25 protein-coding genes are annotated in these 24,897 nt (G+C 57.7%); 11 read left to right on the top strand and 14 right to left on the bottom strand.

What is annotated here, in order from left to right; translation table 11 throughout:
• The first annotated feature begins 134 nt into the window (after nucleotides 1-134).
• Nucleotides 135-401 (top strand): hypothetical protein, encoded by a 267-nt coding sequence (locus RBB75_RS01320; protein ID WP_353069273.1) that lies wholly within the window; start codon nucleotides 135-137, stop codon nucleotides 399-401.
• Between the two features lie 69 nt (nucleotides 402-470).
• Here the strand turns inward: RBB75_RS01320 and RBB75_RS01315 are convergent, their stop codons facing one another.
• From RBB75_RS01315 to RBB75_RS01295, 5 genes are all read right to left on the bottom strand, one after another.
• Nucleotides 471-1,454, bottom strand: coding sequence for a COX15/CtaA family protein (locus tag RBB75_RS01315; protein ID WP_179639007.1), 984 nt, complete (start codon nucleotides 1,452-1,454; stop codon nucleotides 471-473).
• Between the two features lie 74 nt (nucleotides 1,455-1,528).
• Nucleotides 1,529-2,380 (bottom strand): pyrroline-5-carboxylate reductase, encoded by an 852-nt coding sequence (gene proC, locus RBB75_RS01310; RefSeq protein ID WP_353069272.1) that lies wholly within the window; start codon nucleotides 2,378-2,380, stop codon nucleotides 1,529-1,531.
• A 36-nt stretch (nucleotides 2,381-2,416) separates the two neighbouring features.
• Nucleotides 2,417-4,153, bottom strand: coding sequence for a DUF885 domain-containing protein (locus RBB75_RS01305; RefSeq protein WP_179639005.1), 1,737 nt, complete (start codon nucleotides 4,151-4,153; stop codon nucleotides 2,417-2,419).
• A 185-nt stretch (nucleotides 4,154-4,338) separates the two neighbouring features.
• Entirely contained in the window at nucleotides 4,339-5,364 is a 1,026-nt protein-coding gene (locus RBB75_RS01300) for a sigma-54-dependent transcriptional regulator (RefSeq protein ID WP_179639908.1), read from the bottom strand.
• A gap of 114 nt (nucleotides 5,365-5,478) precedes the next feature.
• Complete coding sequence (locus RBB75_RS01295; protein ID WP_179582382.1) at nucleotides 5,479-5,904, bottom strand: BrxA/BrxB family bacilliredoxin; 426 nt, start codon at nucleotides 5,902-5,904, stop codon at nucleotides 5,479-5,481.
• A 249-nt stretch (nucleotides 5,905-6,153) separates the two neighbouring features.
• Here RBB75_RS01295 and RBB75_RS01290 point away from each other — a divergent pair, with 249 nt between their 5' ends.
• Nucleotides 6,154-7,239 carry a UDP-N-acetylmuramate dehydrogenase gene (locus RBB75_RS01290; protein WP_179639004.1) on the top strand — a complete coding sequence of 362 codons (1,086 nt, stop codon included), beginning with the start codon at nucleotides 6,154-6,156 and terminating at the stop codon, nucleotides 7,237-7,239.
• On the opposite strand, the gene RBB75_RS01285 is transcribed toward RBB75_RS01290, so the two are convergent.
• The 3 genes from RBB75_RS01285 to modA all read right to left on the bottom strand — a co-directional run bounded on the left by RBB75_RS01285 (nucleotide 7,236) and on the right by modA (nucleotide 9,600).
• On the bottom strand, nucleotides 7,236-7,961 hold the full coding sequence (locus RBB75_RS01285; RefSeq protein WP_353069270.1) for an ATP-binding cassette domain-containing protein: 726 nt from the start codon (nucleotides 7,959-7,961) through the stop codon (nucleotides 7,236-7,238). The genes RBB75_RS01290 and RBB75_RS01285 overlap by 4 nt on opposite strands.
• A gap of 61 nt (nucleotides 7,962-8,022) precedes the next feature.
• On the bottom strand, nucleotides 8,023-8,709 hold the full coding sequence (modB, locus tag RBB75_RS01280; protein ID WP_179639003.1) for a molybdate ABC transporter permease subunit: 687 nt from the start codon (nucleotides 8,707-8,709) through the stop codon (nucleotides 8,023-8,025).
• A 207-nt stretch (nucleotides 8,710-8,916) separates the two neighbouring features.
• The gene (gene modA, locus RBB75_RS01275) at nucleotides 8,917-9,600 is read right to left on the bottom strand and encodes a molybdate ABC transporter substrate-binding protein (protein WP_353069269.1); all 684 of its coding nucleotides are present in this window, start codon (nucleotides 9,598-9,600) and stop codon (nucleotides 8,917-8,919) included.
• A 116-nt stretch (nucleotides 9,601-9,716) separates the two neighbouring features.
• Here modA and thrC point away from each other — a divergent pair, with 116 nt between their 5' ends.
• The 7 genes from thrC to RBB75_RS01240 all read left to right on the top strand — a co-directional run bounded on the left by thrC (nucleotide 9,717) and on the right by RBB75_RS01240 (nucleotide 17,009).
• Nucleotides 9,717-11,105: a threonine synthase gene (gene thrC, locus RBB75_RS01270; RefSeq protein ID WP_179639001.1), complete on the top strand. Its 1,389-nt coding sequence runs from the start codon at nucleotides 9,717-9,719 to the stop codon at nucleotides 11,103-11,105.
• Complete coding sequence (thrB, locus tag RBB75_RS01265; RefSeq protein ID WP_179639000.1) at nucleotides 11,102-12,049, top strand: homoserine kinase; 948 nt, start codon at nucleotides 11,102-11,104, stop codon at nucleotides 12,047-12,049. Before thrC ends, thrB begins: the two co-directional genes overlap by 4 nt.
• A gap of 297 nt (nucleotides 12,050-12,346) precedes the next feature.
• Nucleotides 12,347-12,679, top strand: coding sequence for a thioredoxin (gene trxA, locus RBB75_RS01260; protein WP_179638999.1), 333 nt, complete (start codon nucleotides 12,347-12,349; stop codon nucleotides 12,677-12,679).
• 112 nt (nucleotides 12,680-12,791) lie between these two features.
• A complete protein-coding gene (locus RBB75_RS01255) occupies nucleotides 12,792-14,189 on the top strand; it encodes a hemolysin family protein (RefSeq protein ID WP_179638998.1) in 1,398 nt (465 codons plus the stop codon).
• On the top strand, nucleotides 14,186-15,142 hold the full coding sequence (locus tag RBB75_RS01250) for an ABC transporter permease (protein WP_353069268.1): 957 nt from the start codon (nucleotides 14,186-14,188) through the stop codon (nucleotides 15,140-15,142). The genes RBB75_RS01255 and RBB75_RS01250 overlap by 4 nt, the downstream gene beginning before the upstream one ends.
• Before the next feature lie 20 nt (nucleotides 15,143-15,162).
• Nucleotides 15,163-15,837: a hypothetical protein gene (locus tag RBB75_RS01245; protein WP_179638997.1), complete on the top strand. Its 675-nt coding sequence runs from the start codon at nucleotides 15,163-15,165 to the stop codon at nucleotides 15,835-15,837.
• Between the two features lie 98 nt (nucleotides 15,838-15,935).
• The gene (locus RBB75_RS01240; protein ID WP_179639905.1) at nucleotides 15,936-17,009 is read left to right on the top strand and encodes an aldo/keto reductase; all 1,074 of its coding nucleotides are present in this window, start codon (nucleotides 15,936-15,938) and stop codon (nucleotides 17,007-17,009) included.
• Between the two features lie 298 nt (nucleotides 17,010-17,307).
• Here the strand turns inward: RBB75_RS01240 and RBB75_RS01235 are convergent, their stop codons facing one another.
• The 4 genes from RBB75_RS01235 to RBB75_RS01220 all read right to left on the bottom strand — a co-directional run bounded on the left by RBB75_RS01235 (nucleotide 17,308) and on the right by RBB75_RS01220 (nucleotide 19,786).
• Entirely contained in the window at nucleotides 17,308-17,766 is a 459-nt protein-coding gene (locus tag RBB75_RS01235; protein WP_353069267.1) for a metallophosphoesterase family protein, read from the bottom strand.
• A gap of 69 nt (nucleotides 17,767-17,835) precedes the next feature.
• Nucleotides 17,836-18,315: a hypothetical protein gene (locus RBB75_RS01230; protein WP_179638995.1), complete on the bottom strand. Its 480-nt coding sequence runs from the start codon at nucleotides 18,313-18,315 to the stop codon at nucleotides 17,836-17,838.
• Nucleotides 18,316-18,526: 211 nt separating this feature from the next.
• The gene (locus RBB75_RS01225) at nucleotides 18,527-19,405 is read right to left on the bottom strand and encodes an ABC transporter permease (RefSeq protein WP_434557143.1); all 879 of its coding nucleotides are present in this window, start codon (nucleotides 19,403-19,405) and stop codon (nucleotides 18,527-18,529) included.
• A gap of 45 nt (nucleotides 19,406-19,450) precedes the next feature.
• Nucleotides 19,451-19,786: an STAS domain-containing protein gene (locus tag RBB75_RS01220; RefSeq protein ID WP_179638994.1), complete on the bottom strand. Its 336-nt coding sequence runs from the start codon at nucleotides 19,784-19,786 to the stop codon at nucleotides 19,451-19,453.
• 220 nt (nucleotides 19,787-20,006) lie between these two features.
• Between RBB75_RS01220 and RBB75_RS01215 the strand changes: the two genes are divergently transcribed.
• Nucleotides 20,007-21,884, top strand: coding sequence for a mechanosensitive ion channel family protein (locus tag RBB75_RS01215; RefSeq protein WP_179638993.1), 1,878 nt, complete (start codon nucleotides 20,007-20,009; stop codon nucleotides 21,882-21,884).
• On the opposite strand, the gene RBB75_RS01210 is transcribed toward RBB75_RS01215, so the two are convergent.
• A complete protein-coding gene (locus RBB75_RS01210; RefSeq protein WP_179638992.1) occupies nucleotides 21,885-22,772 on the bottom strand; it encodes a transporter substrate-binding domain-containing protein in 888 nt (295 codons plus the stop codon). It lies immediately after the preceding gene.
• Nucleotides 22,773-22,850: 78 nt separating this feature from the next.
• On the bottom strand, nucleotides 22,851-23,393 hold the full coding sequence (locus RBB75_RS01205; RefSeq protein ID WP_179638991.1) for a DUF3011 domain-containing protein: 543 nt from the start codon (nucleotides 23,391-23,393) through the stop codon (nucleotides 22,851-22,853).
• Nucleotides 23,394-23,748: 355 nt separating this feature from the next.
• On the opposite strand from RBB75_RS01205, the gene RBB75_RS01200 reads away from it, so the two are divergent.
• Nucleotides 23,749-24,753: an NAD-dependent epimerase/dehydratase family protein gene (locus tag RBB75_RS01200; RefSeq protein WP_179638990.1), complete on the top strand. Its 1,005-nt coding sequence runs from the start codon at nucleotides 23,749-23,751 to the stop codon at nucleotides 24,751-24,753.
• Nucleotides 24,754-24,897: the final 144 nt, after the last annotated feature.

The following is a 24,897-nucleotide window of genomic DNA, read 5'->3' as shown; positions in this document are numbered from 1 at the left end:
TCTACCCAGTAAAAATTTGTTCGAACTCAAGGAGACATATGCATTTTAGAAAACTAGGACCTCTCGTTTTGGCGTCTGCGTTCGCGGTATCTGCTTCAGCCGGCTTTGCCCTCGCTCAGAGCGCTGGTCAAGATATGAAGGCTGCTGGGACCGATACAAAAGACGCAACCAAGGATACCGGTCACGCCATCGCGACCGGGTCCAAAAAGACTGCCACAGGAACGAAGAAGGTCTACCACAAGAGCGTCAGCGGGACGAAAAAGGCGGCGGATAAGACGGCCAATGGGACCAAGACCGTTGGCAAAGATATTGGTCATGGCACCAAGGTTGCGGCCAAGGATACGGCCCACGGAACCGAGAAGGTCGGCGATAAGATCGCGGGTAAGCCTACTCCGCAGTAAGATCCCGCGCGGGTGTAGAGCTACCTCTTTGAGTTTCTGCCTTATTGGTGGAACTCAAAGAGGTGCGTCTCAATCTGTTCGATAGATTCTGTCCGAGATCTGCTTCGGCCATACTACCGTTGTTGCCAGCACTACGAGAGCTACCCAGAAGAGGTCTGCTCCCAGGAGATGCAGAATCTGCATCCAGACGGGAGCCAGCAGCAGGACGTCCGCGAGTCCGAGCGCGAACTGGAAGCAGAGGAGAGATAGGACGATCCCGGCGGTTCGACGAGCGCCTGCTCGCTTGGCCTGCGCCACCAGCCACAGTACGAATGCTGCCGCAATGACAGCGCTGACCGGATGTACGCCTCGCAGCCGCAGGAGCCAGGGGGAGTTTGCTGCGAAGTCCTGAGCGAACGCCGCACGCAGCGAAGAAGCAGGGAACAAAGTATCTCCCAACGCTGCGAGCGATCCGCTAACGCCGACGATCAGCGTGGCCCCAAGGCCCAGGAGTGCCCACAGCTTTTTTGTTCCGCTTACGCTGAACTCAGCCCATCTTTGTCCTGTACCCAGCAGCCGTGCGGTAAGGGTCAGCGCAGCTAGAAGCAACAGCGTATTGCTGAGGTGAATGGAGAGCACGACCACTCGTCCTATAGACTGGTTGCCGGTTACGTAGCCCAGCTTCACCAGCAGTGCACCCAGGAACGCCTCGTTCAACAGCAAGACCATGGACACGACGGCGAGGGTTCGTGCTGCCTGCCCTTTGAGGGTTCCGCGAAACGTCCAGATCAGTAGCCCAATGACTAGGAATGTCGAACCGCCGGTCATGCATCGATGGGTGAACTCAATGATTGTGTCGATGCGCGGCGACAGCGGAATGACCTGTCCATTGCAGAGCGGCCAGTGATTTCCGCATCCTGCGCCGGAGCCGGTGGCTCGGACCAGCGCTCCCCAAAGGATCACCAGCACGTTATAGCCGACCACGGCCCAGGCAAACTGCACCAGCGCTCGAGAGGTTTCGAGCCTCGTCGTTGTCGAACCGTCCGGCGTCTTTACCGCTCCAGCCGTAGCCATATCATTATTCTACGCAGCTTTTACGACGTCGTTTCAGAGCATCGCGCTGTGAGTTCTGGCCCAGAGAGATACGGCTAGCCGTTCGCCAACTCCTTCGCACGTTGGGTCGCTCGCTTCACTGCTTTGATCAGAGTTACGCGGAGGCCACCCTCTTCGAGTTCCAGAATGCCGTCGACGGTGCACCCGGCGGGGGTGGTCACTGCGTCCTTTAGCAGCGCAGGATGATATCCAGTCTCGAGCACCATTCTGGCGGAGCCGAGGGTCGTCTGTGCGGCGAGCAGAGTTGCTACATCGCGCGGCAGGCCTACGTTTACGCCAGCTTCGGCGAGGGCCTCGATGATGATGTAGAGGAATGCCGGCCCCGAGCCTGAAAGGCCAGTGACCGCATCCATGTGCTTTTCATCGACGACGACTGTGCGGCCGACAGTCTGGAAGATCTTTTGCGCTACCGCCATCTGCTCCGCGGAGACGAAACGTCCGCCGCAGAGGGCCGTAATAGCCGCAGCCAGCATTGCCGGTGTGTTCGGCATCGCGCGGATCACAGCAAGTTCGCATCCCGCGCCCTCTTCGATGCTTCGGGTTTTTACGGAAGCCGCAAATGACAATAGTGTCTTCTTCGGGGTCAGCGCAGGCTTGATCTCTTCGATCAGCGCAGGGACCTGGGTGGGCTTTACTCCGAGCAGAATCACATCTGCCTGTCGCGCAGCGGCAAGGTTATCTGTCGTCACCTCGACGCCAAACTGCGCCGACAATGCTTGCGCGCGCTCCGCATGCTGGACCGTGGCAAAGATCTGCTCCGGTGCAAGCAGGTTATTCTTCAAGAAGGCCTGCAAAAGAATGCCGCCCATCTTTCCTGCGCCCAGTACTGCTACCCGCAACCCCGGCATTACCGGAGCCGGAACCGTCACTTCATAGCTGTCGCTCATCTCCAAAGGCTACCAGAGTAGGCTTTTACCACGCAGCTACTTCTTCTGCGCGGCGATCCAGGCGTCAATGCGCTGCTCGAGTACGTCCATCGGCAGTGCGCCCGAGTCGAGGACCTCATCGTGAAACGCCTTGATGTCGAACTTCGGGCCCAGCGCCGTCTTCGCGCGCTCCCGCAACTCGAGGAGCTTCAACTGACCCATCTTGTAGCCCAGGGCTTGCGCCGGCCACGCAATGTAGCGATCGACCTCAGCCTGGATGTTGGTCTCGTCGATGGCGGAGTGATCGTGGAAGTAGTCGACCATCTGCTGGCGCGTCCAGTGCTGGGAGTGCACGCCGGTGTCGACGACCAGCCGGATCGCGCGCCAGATGTCGGCCTCGAGCCTTCCGTAGTCGCTGTACGGGTCTTTGTAGAACCCGACGTCCTTGCCCAGCCGTTCGCTGTAGAGACCCCAGCCTTCGGTGTAGGCCGTGTAGTAGGTGTACTTTCGAAACTCCGGGATTCCGGTAAGCTCCTGAGCAATGGAGATCTGAAGATGGTGCCCTGGAATTCCTTCGTGATAGGAGACCGCTTCGACGGGGGCGAGCGAGCGCTCCGCGAAGTTGTACTCGTTCACATAAACCCGGCCGGCCCTACTGCCATCGGGAGTGCCATTGTCGTAGTAGGCAGCTGATTGATCTTTTTCCATGTACGCGGGTACGGGAACGATCTCCAGCGGAGCCTTCGGGAGACGACCGAACAGATCAGGCAGCTTCGGCTTCATTCCGGCGATATATCCTTTGTAGTCCTCGATCAGGGCTTCGGGAGAGGCTGGATGTTCCTTGGGATTTGTCTTCAGAGCTGCGCTGAAGCTCTTGATGTCAGAGAAGCCAAGGCTCTTCACGATGGCCAGCATCTCTGTCTCATCGCGCTTCACCTCGTCGAGTCCGATCTGATGGATCTCCGCGGCGGACTTGCTCAATGTAGTGCTCTGGCGAATGCGAAACGCATAGTATGCCTCACCATCGGGCAGCGCAGAGGCGCCAATCTCCTTGCGAGATTTCGGAATGTACTCGGCCTTCAGAAATCCGGCGAAGCGTTTGTAGGATGGCAGTACGTCGGTGGAGATCGCATCAAGCATCTCTGACGAAATCCGCTTCTGCTCTGCCGCGCCTACAGTCTTAGGGAATTTCTTGAGAGGCTGGGCAAACGGGCTCTCCTCCGGCTTCTGGTTGGCCAACGCGAGAGTCTGCACCAGCACCTTCTCCATCAAATACTGCACCTGAACGCGGCCTTCGTCGGCGCCGAGTTGCATATTGGTCATGATCTGCGAGAAGGCGTTCGGAACTTTCTTGAGCCGCGTGATGTAGTCGTCGTAGTCTTTGACGGAATCGAATTGCAGCCGGCTAGGAAGCTGGGGAAGATCGGTGTGGAAGCCGTAGAACTGATTGACGGGCATCTGCCACTGTTTGAACTTTGCCGCCTCCTGCTCCTCGATCGACTGACGCAGCATCAGATCCGCCGACAGTTTTTCCTGGTCGGTAAGGCTGGTGGTATCGATCTCCGAGAGCTTCTGAATGTAGTCGCGTCCACGGGCCAGGGCAGCGTTCAACGCCTGAGTGGAGTAGTCCGTCAGCTGGTCGTTGTAGCGTTTATCGCCGATCGAGGAAGCAAACTCGGGCGAGCGCTTGAGCCTGTCCTCCCAGATCTGGGTGAAGAGCGTGGATAAGGCTTTGCTCTGTGCTGCAACCGAAGTGGCGACTGGCGGCGTGGCTGTTAACTGGCCCTGCACCATCTTTGGCGCTACGCTGAAACAACAAATAAGTATCCACCTGCACGTGCGGCTTTGCCACAATCTCGTCATCTCTGTCCTCAACCTTGACCTTCAGTCTATCGTGGCGAGCAGAGCTTCTGCGTCGGCGGCTTAGAGTGAAGCGCATTTCATCGCAGGGTCTTTTCGCGGCGGGACAAGGTGAACTCTTATTGCAAGATTGTCGAAACAGAGGCGTCCAGCATCCTGTAGAGGGTCGAGCGGCTGATTCCCAGCGTCTCCGCCGCGCGCACCTTGTTGCCTCCGCAGCCCTTCAATACGCGCAGCACGTGCTGTTCGATTACATCCTGGAGCTTTGCGCTTTTTGCGGTCGCATCCGATGCGGATGTTGGTGGATTCTCTTGAGCGAGCATAGGCAGATGATGCGATTCGAGCCTATCGCCTTCAACCTGTGAGATGCTGCTCCGCACAACACCTTTCAGTTCGCTTACATTCCCAGGCCAGCTGTAGCTCAGCATTCGCTCCAGCGCTTCGTCAGAGACGGCTAGCACCTTTCTCTCGTAGAGCGGTGCAAGCTGAGAGATAAAAAACTTCGTTAGATCCGGAATATCTTCTCTGCGGTCCCGCAATGGTGGGAGGGTAATTTCAACCATGGCGAATCGCTGGTAAAGCTCCGGTTGGAATCTGCCTGCGGAAGATAATATTTTGAGATTTTCGCTGCTGGCGGCGATCATTCGCAGGTTGGGCCGCATGTCGTGTAAGTTGGGCCTGCTGGCTTCGATGTGATTCTGTGTCGAGTCGTGCCGCTGTAACAGGCGAAGCAGACGAAGCTGGGTCTGGAGTGGCATCTCGTGGATTCCATCGAGAAAGAGGGTTCCTCGCTGCGCCATCCTGGCCAGGCAACCGATTGCATCTGCGGGGTGCGAGCTCCAATCGTTCTCCTTCAGATGTCCGGCGATTGCTTCTTCAAGAGCGGCTCCATGACAGACCACAAACGGACCGTCGGCGGCGTGGCTCATTCCGTGGAGCGCTCGAGCCACCTGTTCCTTTCCGGTCCCGGCCTCACCATGCACCAGTACAGTTCGGAAGTGTGGGCCGATCCGCCGGACTTGCAGCCGCAGCCTGCGCATCTCCGCACTCGAGCCCACGATCTCGAGCCCACTCCCCTCGGGCCAAGGCTCTTCGATAGGCGCAGGAGAAGGATCAAGGATGGTGGTAGATCGTGTAATCGACATGACTGTTTCTTACATCGGCAGAATCAGTCTTCCGTTGAGCCCGAAGACACGAAAAACCGGAGACCGCTCGATGCAACAGCGAGTCTCCGGCATTAGATTTCAACAACTTCGCGATTAGGCAGTGGTTGGCGCGCAGTAGGTGTCAAAGGCGCGCTGAAGCTCCTGCGCAATGGCCGGGGCGGTCGAGGTCTCGATAGCCGAACGCTGCATGAGGTAGACGAGCTGGCCGTCGCGCAGGATCGCAATCGCGGGCGAGGTCGGCGGATGTCCCCCGAAGTAGCTGCGTGCTTTCTCGGTGGCTTCGCGGTCCTGACCTGCGAAGACGGTTACGGAGTGATCGGGCTTGGCGGAATGCTGCATCGCCAGGCGAACTCCCGGACGCATCTTGCCGGCGGCACAGCCGCAGATGGAGTTGACCACCACCATCGTTGTTCCCGGCTTTGCAACTGCGGCATCTACCTCGGCCGCACTGCGGGCCTCCGTCAAGCCAGCGCGCGTCAGTTCTTCGCGCATTGGAATCACCATAATCTCTGGATACATAACACTCTCCCTTTAACCCATTTTGCTCGCGGGTAAAAGCCGCGCTTGTTTCGATTCTACGTTCTACTTCTGCCCCTTGCACCCCTCCCCCCGTAAAAAGCGCGCAAAGTATTCTAAATAAAATGGATAGGTCTGGACTTCAAATAGACTTTTCTAGCTTAGGAAGAACTACCTCCGAGCGAACTAACCTTTTGAAGGCGTCGAGTGTGTCTAGTTTCAACGGCCGGGCGATGTTGTACTCTCTAACCCGTGCCCTCTCGCGACCTTTACCTTCAGGAGAACGTTTCGCTAGCACCCTATACGACCTTTCGCATCGGCGGTCCGGCTCGTTTTTTCTGCGAAGTGACATCGATGGAGGAGCTACTTGAGGCTGTCACTTTTGTGCGGGAACGGAGCCTACCTTTATTTGTGCTCGGCGGTGGCAGCAACCTTCTGGTGACAGATCGAGGTTTCGATGGTCTGGTCCTTCGAGTCAAGATCGAAGGGGCGATCAATATCAACGGCGGCTACCGAGACGATAGGCCCCGGCAGACGAGCATTACATATGACGTCCCCGGCGGAATGGACTGGGACGCGTTCGTTCTTAAGGTCGCCGAGGCGGGGATCACGGGGATCGAGTGTCTAGCAGGAATCCCCGGATTCGTCGGCGGTGCGCCCATTCAGAACATCGGCGCTTATGGACAGGAGGTCTCCACCAGCATTCTTTGGGTTAATGCACTCGATCTTGAAACCCTCAAATTTGTCACGCTGACTGCCGAACAGTGCGGCTTCGCCTATCGCCGCAGCATCTTCAACACCACCCACCGCAACCGGTACATCGTCATCTCAGTCACATTCAGGTTAGACCTTCATGCAACACCCAGTCTCCGCTATGCAGACCTGCAGAACTACTTTGCGGGTCGTGGCTCCGCGCTTAAACCTATCGATATCTATCATGCTGTTCGTGAGATTCGACATGGCAAGGGCATGTTGATCGTCGAAGGCGAATCTGACTGCCGCAGTGCGGGATCGTTCTTCAAAAATCCCATTGTTCCAGAGCGTCTTCTGCTTGATATCGCGACGACGCTGGATCTCTCCGTCGATAAGATTCCCCACTGGACTGCTGGAGAAGACCTTATCAAGTTGCCCGCCGCGTGGTTGCTCGAACGCGTCGGCTTCACTAAGGGCTTCCAACTCGGCGAGGCCGGCATCTCGTCCCGCCATACACTCGCACTGATCAATCGCGGCCACGCTACGTTTGCCGATATCTCGGCGTTGCGCGATACCATTCAGCGTGAAGTTTACCGCCGCTTCAAGATCCAACTTGAACAGGAGCCGGTCCAGTTGGGCGCCTAAGAGGGTCCGACCCGCAACTGGCTCATCAGCCGCCGCCGTTCTTCTCCAAGCACTTCAAAGACTGAGCCTTGCTGCACGATCTTTCCCTCTGTGATCCTGATGACCTCGGCTTCAAGCTGAAAGGCTTCTCCGACGTCGTGGGTTACGGAGAGTACCGGCGTCTTCCATCGCATCAGGTACGTTCGCAAGCCGTCGACAAGTTGATCTCGCATGGCGTAGTCGAGTCCTGAGAATGGTTCGTCGAGCAGCAATAGTGCGGCTCCCGACCCCTCGTAGGTGATCGCAGAGACGACCGCACGCGCCACCGACACTCGCTGCTTTTCTCCTCCACTGAGCTGATGAGGTCTTCGATCGGCAAGCTCCTGTATGCGAAACAGACTCGTGATCTCATCGACGATCCTGCTCGTATCGTCGGGCCTCGCACTCTGCCCGAGGCCATAGGTCACGTTCGAATGCACAGTCATGTTTGGAAATAGCCGGGCGGTCTGGGCTGCGGTTCTCACCGGGCGAAGGTGCGGAGGAACGAACACACCCGAAACTCGATCGACCAATACATTTCCTTTCTGCACGATTGAACCCGAGTCCGGGTGCACAAAGCCGGCGATGACTCTGAGCACGGTGGTTTTGCCACTGCCGGATGGTCCAAAGAGGACTGTCCAGGGTTTGGTTAACGCGAACCTGACATCGAGCGAGATGGCTCCCACTCGATGTTCGATACTCACAGTGAGCAACTGGTTCGATTCCCCCGGCAGACTATCGGACGACCTATCAGATGATGTCAGCCTATCGGACAATGTCAGCCTGCCTTCCGTCGGTCTTCCGCATTGAGGGGAGAAGATAGATTGTTAGCAGCGCCACCGTTGCAAAACCGATCAGCACGAGCGCCGTGCGATTGGCAGCCGCATAGTTTCCGTCCTGCACGAGGTCGTAGAGCGAGATGGACAGGGTCCGCGTGGCCCCGGGGATGTTGCCGCCAAGCATAAGCACCACGCCGAACTCGCCTACGGTGTGGGTGAAGGCCAGGACTGCACTGGTGAGCAGGGAAGCGCGCGCCATCGGAAGCACTACTGTCGTGAATCTCTTTGTGGGTTTTGCACCTAGACCCGCCGCGGCTTCTATGAAGCCTCGGTCCACCGCCTGAAAGCCGGCTACCAGAGGTTGTACGGCAAATGGCAGGCTGTAGAGGATCGACCCTATAAGGAGGCCGCCGAAGCTGAACGCCAATGGATGCCCGAAGACTTGCATTAGGAGCCTTCCCGGTGCGGTGAGCGGCCCCATGGCGATCAACAGGTAGAACCCAAGTACGGTTGGCGGCAGCACCAATGGCAGAGCTACTATCGACTGGACGAAGGCGCGGGCCGCCCCGTGTCCTGAAGCGATCCACCATGCCAGCGGCAGCGCTATTACAAGCAGAATTGCCGTCGTTCCCACTGCCAGCCGCAAAGTCAACAAGAGCGCTTCAAAATCCATACAGCGTCAGTCTATGACAAGCTGTCCTGCCGGACGGGCCCACTGCGCGTGGGACGGGCGTTCGCACGCCTCTTTAGAGCTTCGCGTGGTCCTCCCGATGGTCGGAATGAGTATAGTTCGCGATCATCGGGAGCGCCGAGCGAAGCGGTATACACGTCACGAAGCGACTGCCCTCCGGGAAGGACGCCCGGCCGGTATACAGCCTTCCTACTGCACTGGGCGCAGACCCACTTGCGGAAGGTCTCCCTGAATCGCCGGAGAGAGCAGCCAGTTCAAAAAGAGATGCGCCTCTGCCTTGTGCTCAGACTTTGCCATGATTACCGCGCATTGCCGTATCTCCGGGTACTGCGAGGTGGGCACCAGGATGTAGGTTCCAATCTCTTTGAAGCGCTGAGTGCTCGCCGCTGTGAGTGAGATCAATCCGAGCTGCGCGTTCCCAGACTCCACAAACTGCGCTGTCTGCGAGATATTCTCCCCCACGACCAAGTGCGGAGCGACCTGGTCGTAGAGCTTCATCCTACGGAGTGCCGCCGCCGCCGCCCAACCATAGGGTGCGTGCAACTCATTCGCGATGGCGACTGTCTTCACGCGCGGATCAGACAACGTGTCCAGGGTGAGTGGCAAGAGGCCGGAGTCTTTCCGGGTCCACAGCACCAGCGTGCCCTTGGCGTAAGCCGTTGGCTGGGCACCATCGGCCAGCCCAGCCGTCACAATCTTCTCCGGGAAGACGTAGTCTGCCGCCAGGAAGATATCAAAGGGAGCGCCGTTCAGGATCTGCGTGACGAGTGTCGAGGACGATCCGAAGCTGACGACCAGCTTGATTCCGGTTTCATGCTCATATCTTTGCGCCAGTGCTGGCATGACTGGTTGCAGATCTGCCGCGGCGGCCACGCGTAGCTCTTTCTGCCCCCAGGCACTTCGACTACCCAACATCACGCCTAGGCATATGACAAGACACACGAAGGCCGCAGACGCACTTCGACGTTTACGATAGGCTAGAAGCAACCATGAAAGTAGCAACACATCACCTTAGATGCACCGAATGCGCGACCGTCATCGGCAAGGATGAGGTTAGCAGCAACTTTCGCTGCCCGGTCTGCAACGGTCTCTATGAGGTGGTGTACCCCTGGACCAACGCCGCCGCCGGTCCCGATAGCCGGCTTCCCAATCCCAGCGCCCTTCGCTGGCTCTGGCAGGAACGGCGGTCCTCAACGATGGCCGTGGACCAGTCCGGCGTCTGGCGCTTCCGCGATCTGCTGCCTATCGTCGACGACCTGGAGAAGGTGATTACGCTGCGCGAGGGCAATACTCCTCTCTACGATCTCCCTCGCTGCGCGAAGGCTGCGGGGATCGACTGGCTACTGGCGAAGCATCAGGGCATGAATCCTACAGGGTCCTTCAAGGACACTGGTATGACTGCCGCACTGTCGGTCGCCGCGCAGAGCGGCTTCGAGTGGGTCGCTTGCGCCTCGACCGGCAATACCTCTGCCGCCATGGCCGCCTACGCGGCGCGGGCGGGTTTGCGCAGCATCGTCTTCATCCCCGAGGGCAAGATCGCCTGGGGCAAGCTCTCGCAGTCGATGGACTACGGCGCTCTTACGATCCAGCTCAAGACCGACTTCGACGGCTGCGTCAAGATTCTTGGCGAGCTGGTGAAGCAGTTCCCGATCTACCTGCTCAACTCCGTCAATCCTTACCGTCTGGAAGGTCAGAAGACGCCAGCCTTTGAGCTGGTCGAGCAGATGGAGTGGCAGGTTCCTGAGCACGTCATCGTCCCTGGTGGGAACCTTGCCAATTCCTCCGCGCTGGCCAAGGGCTTCGCCGAGATGCGTGAGCTTGGCCTGATACCGCGCACTGCGAAGATCAGCATCATTCAGGCCGAGGGGGCCAACCCCCTTTATCGCAGCTTGCAGGAGAACGGCGGAGAGCGCCTGACTCCCGTCGTGGCTAATACCCGCGCTACTGCGATTCGGATTGGTAACCCGGCCTCGTGGCGTAAAGCCGTCAATGCCCTTCAGACCACCGGCGGCTGGTGCGAACAGGTTACTGAGCAGGAGATCGCCCTAGCCAAGGCGGAGATCGGTGCCGAGGGGGTCGGCTGCGAGCCTGCCTCTGCTGTCACCCTTGCCGGGCTCAAAAAGCTAGTGGCCCAAGGCAAGATTTCCACAGAGGAGCGGGTTGTCCTCATCCTCACTGGGCACACCCTTAAAGACTCCGCTTATACCATCGACTATCACCGCAACGAATTGTTCTCGGATGCTGAAAATGCTGACCTTAGCGTTAAGGATAAAACTCGACACGCGGCCTTAAGAAAACCTCCTATGGTTCTTGAAGCGGACGCCAGTTTGGTTCTCCGGACCCTCGAATCCCACATGCACCAGCCGCAACCAGTATGAGTCAAAGCACCACAACGGACCGAGGCAAGCCGTACCATCTGCGTCTGCCTGCTACCTCGGCGAATCTGGGTCCCGGGTTTGACGCGCTCGGCCTGGCGATGGCGCTTTATCTCACTATCGACGCCTGGGTCGCCGACGGCTTTTACATCGAGGCTACTGGTCGCGACGCTGACTTATGTGCCAGGCTCGAAGACAATCTCATCCTGACGACCTACGTCGACGTTCTGGCGGTCGCCGGAGTTCTGGCTCCACGGCTCCACCTCCTGATCAATAATGAGATTCCTCTTGGGATGGGTTGCGGCTCGAGCGCCTCGGCACTCCTGGCCGGCGTCTTTCTGGCGAATCACTTCGGCAACCTGGGCTGGACGGGCCAACAGATACTCGAAGAGGCCTGTATTCGGGAAGGTCATCCCGATAATGTGGCGGCGTGCTATCTCGGCGGGATGACGGCTTCTTTGATGAGTAAAAACTCATTATCAACATCTACTTGCGGAGAAAATCTAATCTGGGGATTGAACTTAGCGATGCCCCCCGCCAGCCTTGCCACGGAAAAGGCGCGCGCGCTGCTTCCTGCTACCTATCCCCGGGAGGACGTAGTTGCCAATATTCAGTCAACCGCCCTGCTGGTGGCTGCCTTTGCCCAGGGGCGGGGCGATCTTCTCCGAATTGCTATGCAGGATCGTATCCACCAGCCGTACCGCATGAAGGTTTGCCCGCTGCTCCCACTGCTGCTGCCCCTGGCGGACAGTTCGGCGACACTCAGTCCAAAGATCGCGAGCCCCAGGATTCTGGGCGTTGCTCTCAGCGGCGCCGGTCCGTCTGTTCTGATCATTACCGAAGATGCCAAGCCTTCGGCTCTTCCTGCTATGATTCGCGAAGCCGCTGGCGACGAGTCACTTGAAGTTCTACAGACGACAATTTCTATGGGAGCACTTGAAGGCTGAGACCCATCCCTTTCACGCAGAAGGGATTAGGCAGACAGAAGTAACATCTCAGTAATGGTAATTTTGTTACCTAAGAGTTCTTTACGAATCGCAAAAAGCCCCGTACTTTAGCCGAGTGGGCAGTTCTGGGGAGGGCTGCTACGCCGCCCGTTGACCTCTTTACAGAGGTCCGGGCGTTTACACTTTAAGTGGTATTTCGCACTCTGAAACTCCCGGTTCAAAATTGCATCTACTATAGAGAAGACTGCGCTGCACCGGATGGGTGTAAAAAGTGCAGAGCATTCTGGAGGAAGATAAATGGCAGGACAGTTCATCACCGAAGTAAATGATGCAAATTTTGAAAGAGACGTTCTTCAGTCGACAGAGCCTGTTCTCGTCGATTTTTGGGCTGCTTGGTGTGGCCCCTGTCGCGCTCTCGCCCCGGTTGTCGATGAGGTTGCCACACACTACCAGGGCAAGCTCAAGGTTATGAAGATGGATGTCGATTCCAACACTGCAACCCCGATGCGCTATGGCATCCGCGGTATTCCTGCCCTGCTCATCTTCAAGGATGGCAAGGTCGCAGAGCAGATTGTTGGCTTCGTTCCCAAGGACACCATCGACAAGTCCGTGAATAAGGTTCTGGCGTAAGTTTCAAGCAACGCCAAGGGACGGCCCGTTGAGTTCAACTCGCGGGCCGTTTCGTTTGCGTGCAAGATTGCTTATCCGCCTTCCAAATCCGCCCTGATAAACTCAAGCCTTAATGCTCGAGTGGATGCTCTTCCGCATAATCATGGTGGCCTTTTTCATTCTGGCTAGCAGCTTCTTCGTGGCCGCAGAGTTCGCCCTGGTGAGCGTCCGCGAGACTCGCATTCAGCAGCTGATCGCGCTGGGGCGGCCTGGCGCGCGTACGGTGCTCAAGCTCAAACACTCGATTGATGAGTTTCTGCCTGCGGTGCAGCTTGGCGTTACTGTAGCCGGTCTGGCTCTCGGATGGATTGGCGAACCTGCCGTGGCCGAGATCATCCTTAATTTCCTGGGTGGCCCTCTGCACCGGCTGCCCGCTCATGCGGTTTTGTATGCCCATACTGCGGCGGTCATCTTCGCTTTTTCGTTGATCACTTATTTTGAGGTTCTCTTGGGCGAACTTGTTCCGAAGTCGCTCGCCTTACAGCGAACCGAACGCATCGCTCTGGCGGTTGCCGGTCCTATGGACGTCTTTATTCGGCTCACCCGGCCTATTGTGAAGCTGATGAACTCGTCTGCGGCGCTTGTTCTCAGGCTCTTTCGGGCTCCCCTGCGCGGCGAAGGGGCGGTCCACTCGCCTGAAGAGCTGAAGCTTATCGCCACCGCCACGCGCCGGATGGGTCTGCTTCCCGTCTTTCAGGAAGAGATAATCCATCGCGCGATTGAGCTTAATCACGTCACGGTCCGCGAGATCATGACGCCTCGCGGCAGCATCTTCTCGCTCTCTGCGGACCTGCCGCTGCAGCAGGCCTCAGCCCGCATCGTTGAAGAGCAGCACTCCCGCGTCCCGGTCTATGATCCCGTCAGCGGCCCTGAGCACATCATCGGCATCGTCTACTCGAAGGACATCTCGCGCCTGATGCACTTCCGGACCGTCGCTCTTTCGCTTGGCGGCAAGGGCGAGTCCGGACTTACTCTCCGCCAGGTGATGCGTGAGCTGACCGTTGTTCCGGAGACCAAGCTTGCGATCGAGCTTCTGCAGGAGTTCCAAGAGAGACGCCGGCACATTGCCATCGTCGTTGACGAGTTCGGCTCGACGGTCGGCCTGGTCACGGCTGAAGATGTTCTCGAGCAGATCGTCGGCGAACTGGAAGACGAGTTCGACGTCAGCAAATCGCCTCTGCTCAGTACTACCGGAGCCATGGTGCTCGACGGCAGCACCACCCTCCGCGATCTTGGCAACCAGCTTCACTGGACATTCCCGCGCGAGCCTGGAGTTGAAACTCTGGCTGGCTTTCTCCTCGCGAACCTGGGCCATATTCCTGCCGCAGGGGAGAGTGTCGAGCATGGAGGCCGCCGCTACGAAGTTGCTGAGATGGCGGGGCGTCGTATCAGCCGCGTGATTGTGGAGGACGTAGCTCCGCCGCCCAACCAGGTCGAAGACGAAGCCGATAGCAGGGAAGCGATCCAGTGACTCTGAATCGCGCGGCCATCTGGCGACCACTCCGCCGTATCCTCCTCACCCTGCCAGTGCTGTGGGTCGTGGTCTCGGTGGTCTTCCTCCTCATCCACCTCGTCCCGGGGGACCCGATCGTCCAGATGCTTGGCGAAGGCGCCACCGCATCTGACATAGACGCACTCCGCCACTCCTATGGTCTGGACGCCCCGCTCGGCCAGCAGTACGCCCACTACTGGCATGGCATTCTTCACGCTAACCTCGGCCAATCCTTACGGCTGCACGACTCCGTCGTCCACCTCGTTCTTCAGCGGTACCCATACACCCTCGCTCTTACTGCCGCGGCGTTGCTGATAGGTATATTGCTATCCATTCCTGCCGGGATTGCCTCGGCTCTCCACCGCAACCGCTGGCAGGACCGCTTTCTCGGCGTCGTCTCTCTCGTTGGCCTGTCCTTCCCTAACTTCGCTCTCGGGCCGATTCTTATCCTTGTCTTTTCTATTCAGTTTGGGTGGCTACCAGTCTCGGGAGCCGGCACGGGTGAGGCCACCAGCTTCGTCCTCCACCTCATCCTGCCTGCTATCACGCTCGGTCTCTCGCTGGCCGCCATCCTCACCCGGATGGTCCGCACTGCCATGTTGGAAGAGCTAAACCAGGACTACATCCGCACGGCTCGCGCCAAGGGTCTTACGGAGAACGCGGTTGTCTACCGCCATGCCCTGCGCAACGCTCTGATCCCGGTTCTAACGGTTATTGGGCTGCAGTTTGGCAGTCTTCTTGCGGGTGCCATCGTAACCGAAACAATCTTCAGCTGGCCCGGGATTGGCCGGCTCACTCTGTCTGCTATCTCCAACCGGGACTATGCTTTAGTTCAGGGTTGCATCCTTGCCGTGGGGCTAACTTATGTTGTAGTGAATCTTCTGACCGACATCGCCTACACTGTAGCCAATCCGCGCATGCGCGCCGAGTAATAGCGCCTAGAGAAGGAAGCATGAAAACCGCCCACCTTGTCCGTTGTACCACTGCTGTTCTGATGACCGTCGTGACAGTGATCGCCTGCGCGGCGCAGAGCAAGTCTTCCGGGTTGGAGGCCGTTCCGCCCATGCTTCGTCCGAAACCTCCGGCGATCGAGCCCAGCATGCCACCCGCACATCCCTTTCATGATTCGCGCTACGGAGTTACTTTTACTGTTCCTGCGGCCTGGGAGCTTAACCGCAAAGACTCCGAGGTGAGCACTTTTAATCTCGATGCCCGGTCCATTGCTCACAGCACACAGTTGCGTGCCGTTGCCAGCATCAGCTTCAACCCGCACCCCAACTCCACCTTCAGCGGAGCCTTCTTCTACTTCAGCGTCACTCCGCACCTTGGCTCTGCCGAGTGCAGCGCACAGGCGACGGTGCGCGATCCTCACACCGCCTCCAGTGCGCAGATCGGGGGCATACCATTTACCCACGGTTACGACGAGCATGGGGGAATCTGCACTGAATCCCGCGATGAGATCTACACCACCGCGCACAACAACGCGTGCTATCGCTTTGACGCTGTCATCAACACCTTCTGTGGCGGGGATGTCAGCGGGGTGCAGGATATCTCGCCACGGGAGTTAGACGCCGTTCGCCATCGGATGCAGAAGATCCTCGACTCTGTCCACTTCGACACCAACTAGCGAACTTGTCCAAAAGATGTGAAACGAGCCGGTGGGCGACGCTGTCTCGTGGAACAGGCTAAACTGTCCACGACGTGGCTCGACCTGAGGACTCCGCGATGAAGAAGAATCTGCCCACTACTCCTGACCGCCGTACCTTTCTCAAGACCGGAGGCGTTGCCGCCGCAGCCCTTCTTACCAAAGGCGCTATCGCCGTTGAGACCGCGCACACGCTGCCACCGCTCCCAGCCAATACGAACACTCGTACGACGATGCCCACTCGCAATCTCGGCAAGACCGGCTACAAGGTTGGGATCTTCTCGCTTGGCGGGCAGGCGGCCCTGGAGAAGCCCGCGAACTTTGATGTTGCTGTTCCCATCATCGAGCGTGCGCTCGATCTCGGCGTCAACTACATCGATACCTCCTCCATCTATGGTGGGCCTGAACGCTGGAGCGAGCAGTATGTCGGTCGCGTCATGAAGAGCCGACGCAACGAGGCATTCCTCGCCACCAAGACCAAGGAGCGTACCCGCGATGGCTCGCTCCGTATGATTGAGAAGTCTCTCCAGCTTCTCAACACCGATCACGTCGACCTCTGGCAGCTTCATGATGTTGGCCTTCCCGAGGACGTCGACACGATCTTTGCCAAGGGAGGCGCGATGGAAGCGCTGCTCGAGATGCAGGACCAGAAGGTCGTCCGCTACCTCGGCGTCACTGGCCACTATCGCCCCGAAGCTCTCATCGACGCGGTCAACCGCCACAACTTCGACACTATCTTGATGGCTATGAACGCCGCCGATACCCACATTCACAGCTTCACCGACAAGCTGCTTCCGCTGGTCGTCGAGAAGCAGATGGGCATCATCGGCATGAAAGTTCCCTCGCGTGGCCGTCTCCTTGCTTCGTGGACGCCACCCTCGCTCGATGCGCAGCGTCACTCATGGGAGGGCTCTGCTATTGCCCATCGCCCTGGCGTAATGACCATGAAGGATGCAATGAACTTCACGCTCTCGCACCCTGTCAGTACGGTCATCATCGGCTGCGACAATATTCCTCAACTAGAAGAGAACGTAAAGATCGCCCAGGACTTCACGCCCCTCTCCAACTCCCAGATGGCTGCGCTCAACGAACTTGCCGCTCCAGTTGCTGAGCAGTCCCTCTTCTTCCGCTTCACAGACCGCAGCAAAGGCTAATGTCCAACCGAGCAATTTACCACTAAAGATTGTCTGAGGTGCTGCAAACGTGATGCCAAGATGGAGAGTAGTTTTCGGTACTCTGCTTATTCTGACTCCGTTTGTGGTTCTCGCAGGTGGCTGTCTCTTGGGCGTCCTATTGGGTTCAATGGGCATGGATATCCACTGGACTTTAAAAGCGCCGTTTTATGTTGCCGGTATCCTTGGCGTCCTCATTATCTTCGCTAGTGTTATCTCAGGTGTTCACTTAACGAGAAACGCGAGAAACTAGTATTTGCACCGGGCGCGTATCGTATTCTTACCCAACCATGAGCTCCATGACGCTGGCCTCGACCCTATCCTCCACCGTCACAAATCCCACGGTGACCGGTAGCGAAAATCTTCGTGGTCCCGCGCTACCGGGATTGAAATAAATCACTCCATCTTTCACTTCGACTTTAGCTTTATGCGAATGCCCGCTTACCACCATCGCTACGCCGGCGGCCTTTGGGTTGATATCCAGATCGTTCACCGAGTGAACCAGATAAAACAGCTGGCCACTTAGCTCCACGACATCGGTTGCGGGCAGCTCCGCGCAAGCTCCCGACACGTCTACATTCCCGCGAATCGCCGTCACCGGAGCGATCTCGCGAAGGGCATCGAGGATTGCAATATCCCCAACATCGCCAGAGTGCAGAATATGTTCCACGCCGCGCAGTGCAGCCAGAGCCTCCGGCCGCAGCAATCCGTGTGTATCGGAGATCACCCCAATCAACATAGCGACTAAACCCGTTTTGCTTCTGCTTGTTTTCTAATCCGTAATATCCGCGCAGATTCGCAGTCAGTCTTATGCCAGCTTCAAACTCTGCAGCGAGGCATACTCGCGGCTCAACTTCGGATCGTGGCTCCGGTCTGGATCGATCCGCAGCTCGAGCGTCGTAATACCGCTTAGGTTCTCCACATAGTCTTCTATCTCTTCGGTCGAGCCATTCGGACTGAATGTCCACTGCTGGCGCACGATTTCTTTCAGCTCGGTGCCCGCACCTGCAAACAACGCGAACTCCTGTGACCGCTCCGAAGTTCGATCCACAAAGTGCAGCTGCAGCCGTTTGATCGTCAGTGGCTCATCAAAGTGCAGACGTATTAATTGAGGACCCGGCGTCGCAGCTTTCCAGCCGGTCGTTGATTTCCTGTCCAGCGCGTGTTCAATCGGAAACTTCTCATCTTCGGAGCTAATCTCGACACGCGCAATCCGCTCCAGGTCGCGCCATAGATCGCTGATCGGAGTTGCTGTCGTCGTCGACGGTGAAACGATACTCTTACGCATTGGTACTGCCTTTCCGTTGCTAGGCCAAGCATATCCGATAACCGGCGGTGATGCCGCGCATGGAAGACGCACCCGCGGGGCGTAGCGGTGATAAGAGCGACAAAAGAGATGAAACCACAGCCAAGCTAGAACCAGATTAGCCGCAGGGATTCGATCAGCTTTTTATCGATCCTTATCGCTTTGATCATCTTTACGCCTTCCATTTGCGCCGTCAAAGCCCAGTGCTCATCCGCGTTCGAGGGTCGAGATAGTCCCGCAGGGCATCCCCGATGAAGTTGAACGAGAGTACGCAGAGCATTACTGCCATGGCCGGAAAGAAGACCAGATGCGGTGAGTCGAACAGGTGCGACCGCGCATCGTTAAGCATCGATCCCCAACTCGCTGCTGGTGGCGGAACCCCCAGCCCCAGAAAGCTCAGCGTAGCCTCGGCCAGTACGGCGCCCGCCATGCCGATCGCCGCCTGCACGATCAGCGGCTGCAGGATGTTCGGCAGAATATGCCGCGTCATAATGCGAAGATCCGTCGCGCCAAGGGCTCGCGCCGCCTCGACAAACTCGCGCTCCTTCACGGCCATGACCTGCGCACGTACCAAGCGCGCGTATCCCACCCAACCTGAGATGGCGAGGGCCAGAATCACATTGCCCAACCCCGGCCCCATGAATGCAATAAACGCAATCGCCAGCAGAATTCCAGGCAGCGCCAGAAATGCGTTAGTCACGTAGATGTTCACGACCGTGTCCGTCCACCCGCCGTAGAATCCAGCCAGACCGCCCGCCACCAGCCCCACCGCCAGCGAGAGTCCTACTACGCTTACAGCTACTACTAACGAGATTCTCGCCCCAAACAACGTTCGCGAGAGGATGTCCCGTCCCAGTTCGTCTGTGCCAAACCAGTGAGTCCACGACGGACTCATCAGACGTCCCGTCAGATCCAACTGTGCTGGATCCCACGGCGCCAGCCAGGGAGCAAAGACTGCGCAAGCCACAAAGACGACCAGCAGGGCAAGTCCTATCGCTGCCAGTGGCTGTCTCTTGACAGCCACGACCGAAAGTCCCGGAACGATGCCGGCGTTTGCAACAGAAGTTTCCACGACCTAGATCCTACATGCTGGCTAGCGTCGCTCCCATAACTGAGGCTAGGACGCGAACAGCTTTGTAAGACTCGTAAGCTTCACCAGTTCCTGAATGCGTGGTGAGAGATTCTGTAACTTCAAGGTGCAATACCCTTCGTTGATCGCAGAGACCTTCAGCCCGACGAGCGTTCCCAACCCGAGGCTATCCAGAAACGTCACATCCTCCAGGTCGATCACTATCGTGCCGCCCTGAGGGATCAACGGCTTCACGATCTCTTTGACCTCACCAGCCGTCTGGTTAATCAAACGGCCATGGCACCGAACCGTCGTAACCGTGACTCCGTTTTCGGTCGAACTTTCTACGTCGCAATGAAACGGAACCTCTGATGTATTGGTCACTCTAACTCCCACAGTACGACTATTTTGAAATTTACTCCTCCCTCCATTGGGCTTTCGTTAATTTCCGGTTACTACCTGCGCGGGACAGTCTCGTGTTCTGTCTTAGGGTGCTGGGCATAACTCTGGCAGTTGCAACAGATATGAGCACGCAGCCGATCCACATCCGCAATGACGCTAACGGGGCTTTGAAGCTAACTGAAGGAGCATGTAGGGTTAAGGAATGAAGGAACTCCGTCGTCTCGCCATAGCAGTTCCCGCCGCCCTCCTCGTTCTCTGCCTCGCGGCAGCGTGGTGGACGCGTGGTGCCATGGCTCACATGCCTTTTCTCAAATCCAACGGCGGTCCTGCCGGCGGGCAAAATCTCATCGACCAGCGTCCGTGGCAGACTATCGAGTCGCTCGCTCCTCTTGCCGTCTCTGCCGAAGAGCAATCTTTTGCGCATGAGGCGGCCCGGCTAGCTGACCATGAGGTGGATCAGGCGTTTGCCCTCGCTCTTCGCCAGGCTGCGTTACAGACTCGCACTCTCACTGGTGACGCCTTAGTGCTCCAGGAAAAAGAGGCACAGGTCCAGTCGCTCGTCAAAGAAGATCAGGGCAAAGTGGACGCTGTTACTGCTTCTCTCAAACAGCCCAACGGGACGACTGCCGACTCCGATGACCTCGACGTTGCCAAGGCTCAGCTTCAGCTGGACAGCGATGAACTGGCCGACCTCACCGAACAGCTCGCCCGGGTGAGCGGCGACCAACGCAGCCAGATTCAACAGGAGCTCACCGCTCGCGAAGCTGCCATGAAGAAGTACGATGCGGCCCAGGGAAATACCGGGGGGCAGATCGCCGTTCTCTCTGCCCGGCGTTATGGCACGCTCTATGGCCGCGTCTCCGCCTGGTTCGACCAGCGCAGCCGCATGAATCTTATTCGCCAGGCCAAAGCCGAGACCGATGCCGACATCGCCACGCTCACCGCGAGGCATGCAGAGTTCGAAAAGAAAGCCTCAGCGGCTGCAGCCAGCATCAACGCTTCCGTCAATGTATCGAGTGTCGATGGATCCAAGGTCGATGCACCGAGTGCTCAACCCAACGGTGCCGCCCCGCAGGACGCCGTAAAGAGCCGTGTAGCTCGCATGGCTAAGGCTCATGCCTTCTCGCAGATGCATAGCATCGCGGAGGATCAGCTACAGACCCAGCAGCAGCTTTCCTCCGTCTACGGCAAATGGCTCGCGCAGGTGGAGCTTCAACACTCAATCGTCACGCACCTTGCGCTGCAATCACTTTCGCTCATCGCCTTCCTGATTCTTTGCGGGGTCCTTCTCGCCACATTTGTCGGTCAACTTATCGACCGCTCCCGCATGGAGCAGCGCCGCCTCCACACCCTCCGCACCATCATCGGTCTCGGCATCCAGCTGGTCACATTGTTGCTGGTATTACTCGTTATCTTTGGGGCGCCGAGTCAGGTTCCAACTATCCTGGGCCTTGGTGCCGCCGGCCTCACCGTTGTCTTCCAAGACTTTATCCTCGCCTTCTTCGGCTGGTTCATCCTTATGGGCAAAAATGGCATCCGCGTTGGCGACTGGGTTGAGATCAACGGCGTAGGCGGCGAGGTCGTCGAGATCGGCCTCTTCCGTACGGCTCTCCTAGAGACCGGTAATTGGACCGACAAAGGCCATCCCACCGGTCGCCGCGTCACCTTCATCAACAACTTTGCCATCTCAGGCCAATACTTCAACTTCTCCACGACTGGCCAGTGGATGTGGGATGAGATCACGGTCAACATTCCACCGGGCGTCGATTCGTACAAGACTATCGAAGCTATCCACAACACCGTGCTGAAACAGACCGAACGTGACGCCAAGCTCGCCGAGCAGGAGTGGCAGAGTGCCACGCGTCATAATGGCCTGAGCCAGTTCAAGGCCACACCCTCGGTCGATATGCGGCCGGCGGCCTCTGGCGTGGACATCGTCGTTCGCTATGTCATTCGTGCCGGCGACCGCTTCGAGGTGCGCAATCGCCTCTACCAGTCAGTCATTGATCTACTGCACAAGCCGGCGAACACAGCACTCACTCCATCGACTACTGATCAAGAGGAGCTGGCGAAGGTTTAATTAGAGGCTTCCTGCCCAATCCGTCGACTTGAACCAGTACTTCCGTCGTGTGTCGATCCATTGATCCGCATTTCGCGCGGCGATCCAGGAGTTCAGGTAGTTGACGAAGTCCATATCACCACGCCTCACAGCGAAGGCCGCGGGAAACCTTCCCAGCGGGGCCACAGTCGGCACCGTTACAGCATCAGGATAGAGCTTTGCCAGGATGTCCAACCGGGGATTGTCTGCAACAGCCGCAGCAAGCCTGCCCGCGACCAGATCGCTGAACAACGCGCTGTCTTCCGTATAGGTCTGGATTGAGGCCTTCGGAAACGCCAACGCTGCCAGGTCTTCCGACGTCATTCCCTCCACCACCCCAATCGTGATGCCCTTTTTATTGAAGTCTTCCATCGTCTTCAACTCGCCGCCCAATTTTTTGCTGGCGGCAATTGTCACGTCGGTCACGTTGTAAGGCTGGCTGAAGTTCACCGCCAGCGCCCGCCGCGCCTCAATCGAAAAACCTGCGACGATAATGTCGAAACGATTCGCTTCGAGATCCGGAATCAAATAACGAAACTCATCCGGATGAAACTCCACTTGCACTCCCATGTCGCGTGCGAGCTTTCTTGCCACATCGATCTCGAATCCCACCAGGTTTCCATCTTTATCATGCATCGCCCACGGAACAATCTCCGAGACGCCCACACGGAGCTTGCCGCTCTTCTTGATCTCGGCCAGCATATCGACCGTGCTGCGTGTTGGAATCTCAACATCTTTGGAGGTAGAGGGGATAGCGGGCGGAGGAGGGGACGCCGGGGACTCCTGTGCCTGCGCCACCACTGCGCATGCCAAAAGCAAGACCAAACCGGCCATCCGTTGCATCGATGCGGAAACTGCTGAGCTCTTCATTGCGTCAATTCCTCCGTCCTTGCAGTGTGTCGAAATCTACGGCACTGATTGCAGCCGCTTCTGCTCGCAAACCTGGGTCTATCGCGGCGGACGTCGCCCATTATTGTTGTAGCCGTCGGTGTATCCAGCGGCAAAATCCCTCTCATACTTCATCGGGTAGCGTTCGCTCCACCACTGGTAAAAGTTCCGCCGTCCGTTATCAGCATCCTGCCGTCCCATGCGGTATCCGTCGTTGTAGTAGTTCGTGCGCTCGCGGTCTCCACCGTTCTCATTGTCCTTGGCTGCAGCCACCGCCGCTCCCAAAATCAGCGCACCCAAAATCCCGCCCGCAATCGCGGCGCCGGTGTTGTCATCCCCACGCGAGCGCCCTCGGCCATAGACAAACTGGGCTCGACATCCGCGGTCCACCCAGATTCCGCGCGGATCGTATCCCCAGCTATACCCCTGCTCGCACCGCGAACCCGAGATCTGCCGTGTCAGCTGAACCTGGTTCTGAGTGTCCGCGCGACAGTATCTGTAACCCCCATCGTCGCTCGAGCAGGTAAGCCCCCCAGTCTGGGCAATCGTTAAAGCAGAAGTGGAAACAATCAGGAGAGCGGCGACTGCACGAGAGACCCCCATCGGGTGTTCCTCCGAGAAGTGCGTAAGCGTCAATGTCAAATGCGAAACGATGCTACATCAGATCCGAGTCATCTCTCCAATTCTTTTGGGATAAATCGCGACACGAGATAAGAGATGCGTAAGCAATTAGCCGAGTCCGTGAGTGTGAGGCTGATAAAGTCGTCACATCTATTATCCGAAACTTCGAAAAGTCAATCCCTCTCGTTAGGATTTATTTCTCATGGCAGCCCGCTACCCCTCACAGCTATACTGGGACTTGGAAGCAAAGCGGAAAATGCATTGCCAGAGTGTCCCACCAGGTAACCTGAACCACTTCAATAGCTTCTAACTTATGACCCAAGGAGTCTCTCCCTCTATGAAGCTCAAAGGACAGAAAGCAGTCGTCTGTGGTGCCGGTGGATTCATCGGTGGCCACCTAGTTCAAAGCCTGCTCGCCAATGGCGTTGACGTTGTACGTGCGGTCGACATCAAGCCGCTCGATGAGTGGTATCAGGTATCCAAAGGCGTCGAAAGCCTCTCCCTTGATCTCAAGGATAAGGACAGCTGCCTTAAAGCGGCAGCCGGCACCAATGTGGTCTTTCAGCTCGCAGCCGACATGGGTGGGATGGGCTTCATCGAAAACAACAAAGCTCTGTGCATGCTCTCGGTCCTGACGAACACCCACATGCTGATGGCGGCTCGGGAAAAGGGTGTTGAGCGCTTCTTCTACTCCTCTTCCGCCTGCGTCTACAACGGCGAAAAGCAGACCAACCCCGACGTCGTCGCCCTCAAGGAAGAGGACGCGTATCCTGCGCTTCCGGAAGATGGCTACGGTTGGGAGAAGCTCTTCTCCGAGCGCATGTGCCGCCACTTCGAGGAGGACTATGGCTTGCAGACTCGCGTCGCACGCTACCACAACGTCTACGGCCCGCTGGGCACCTGGACCGGCGGCCGCGAGAAGGCTCCCGCCGCAGTCTGTCGCAAGGTCATCGAGGCGAAGCACTCCGGCAAGCACGAGATCGAGATCTGGGGTGACGGGAAGCAGACTCGCTCCTTTATGTACATCGACGATTGCACCAAGGGCACACAGATGATCGCCGAGAGCGAGATCCATGAGCCCCTCAACCTCGGCTCCGATGAGCTCGTCACCATCAACCAACTCGTCGATATTGCCGAAGACATCGCCGGCATCAAGCTCAAACGCAACTACAACCTTGGCGCCCCAAAAGGCGTCAACGGCCGCAACAGTGACAACACGCTCATCCAGGAAAAGATGAACTGGGCACCGTCGATCAAGCTTCGCGACGGCTTGGCAAAGACCTACGCCTGGATCGAAGAGGAGATCCTCTCCGCTAAGCCTCTGGCAGCTGCAACGAGGTAGTAACCGATCACGAAAACACGATAGCCCCCGGAGCAGCACACTTGCGGGGGCTGTCGTGTCATGCTCCAACAGAACCAAGAGAGTTTCTCAGCGCAGGATCTTCGAGTAGAGAGCACGCTTGCAGCAATAGTCGCCAGCTAGCCG

Origin of the sequence: Tunturibacter empetritectus, from assembly GCF_040358985.1 — a bacterium.
Lineage (GTDB): Bacteria > Acidobacteriota > Terriglobia > Terriglobales > Acidobacteriaceae > Edaphobacter > Edaphobacter empetritectus.
The sequence above is the reverse complement of the archived record's forward strand: the minus strand, read 5'-3'. Positions and strand labels throughout refer to the sequence as shown.

Excerpts from the sequence above, each read along its gene's own strand:
- RBB75_RS01320 (WP_353069273.1), top strand. The coding sequence starts at position 135 with ATGAAGGCTGCTGGGACCGATACAAAAGACGCAACCAAGGATACCGGT.
- RBB75_RS01315 (WP_179639007.1), bottom strand. The coding sequence starts at position 1,454 with ATGGCTACGGCTGGAGCGGTAAAGACGCCGGACGGTTCGACAACGACG.
- proC (WP_353069272.1), bottom strand. The coding sequence starts at position 2,380 with ATGAGCGACAGCTATGAAGTGACGGTTCCGGCTCCGGTAATGCCGGGG.
- RBB75_RS01305 (WP_179639005.1), bottom strand. The coding sequence starts at position 4,153 with ATGGTGCAGGGCCAGTTAACAGCCACGCCGCCAGTCGCCACTTCGGTT.
- RBB75_RS01300 (WP_179639908.1), bottom strand. The coding sequence starts at position 5,364 with ATGTCGATTACACGATCTACCACCATCCTTGATCCTTCTCCTGCGCCT.
- RBB75_RS01295 (WP_179582382.1), bottom strand. The coding sequence starts at position 5,904 with ATGTATCCAGAGATTATGGTGATTCCAATGCGCGAAGAACTGACGCGC.
- modB (WP_179639003.1), bottom strand. The coding sequence starts at position 8,709 with ATGGATTTTGAAGCGCTCTTGTTGACTTTGCGGCTGGCAGTGGGAACG.
- thrC (WP_179639001.1), top strand. The coding sequence starts at position 9,717 with ATGAAAGTAGCAACACATCACCTTAGATGCACCGAATGCGCGACCGTC.
- thrB (WP_179639000.1), top strand. The coding sequence starts at position 11,102 with ATGAGTCAAAGCACCACAACGGACCGAGGCAAGCCGTACCATCTGCGT.
- trxA (WP_179638999.1), top strand. The coding sequence starts at position 12,347 with ATGGCAGGACAGTTCATCACCGAAGTAAATGATGCAAATTTTGAAAGA.
- RBB75_RS01255 (WP_179638998.1), top strand. The coding sequence starts at position 12,792 with ATGCTCGAGTGGATGCTCTTCCGCATAATCATGGTGGCCTTTTTCATT.
- RBB75_RS01245 (WP_179638997.1), top strand. The coding sequence starts at position 15,163 with ATGAAAACCGCCCACCTTGTCCGTTGTACCACTGCTGTTCTGATGACC.
- RBB75_RS01240 (WP_179639905.1), top strand. The coding sequence starts at position 15,936 with ATGAAGAAGAATCTGCCCACTACTCCTGACCGCCGTACCTTTCTCAAG.
- RBB75_RS01235 (WP_353069267.1), bottom strand. The coding sequence starts at position 17,766 with ATGTTGATTGGGGTGATCTCCGATACACACGGATTGCTGCGGCCGGAG.
- RBB75_RS01230 (WP_179638995.1), bottom strand. The coding sequence starts at position 18,315 with ATGCGTAAGAGTATCGTTTCACCGTCGACGACGACAGCAACTCCGATC.
- RBB75_RS01215 (WP_179638993.1), top strand. The coding sequence starts at position 20,007 with ATGAAGGAACTCCGTCGTCTCGCCATAGCAGTTCCCGCCGCCCTCCTC.
- RBB75_RS01210 (WP_179638992.1), bottom strand. The coding sequence starts at position 22,772 with ATGAAGAGCTCAGCAGTTTCCGCATCGATGCAACGGATGGCCGGTTTG.
- RBB75_RS01205 (WP_179638991.1), bottom strand. The coding sequence starts at position 23,393 with ATGGGGGTCTCTCGTGCAGTCGCCGCTCTCCTGATTGTTTCCACTTCT.
- RBB75_RS01200 (WP_179638990.1), top strand. The coding sequence starts at position 23,749 with ATGAAGCTCAAAGGACAGAAAGCAGTCGTCTGTGGTGCCGGTGGATTC.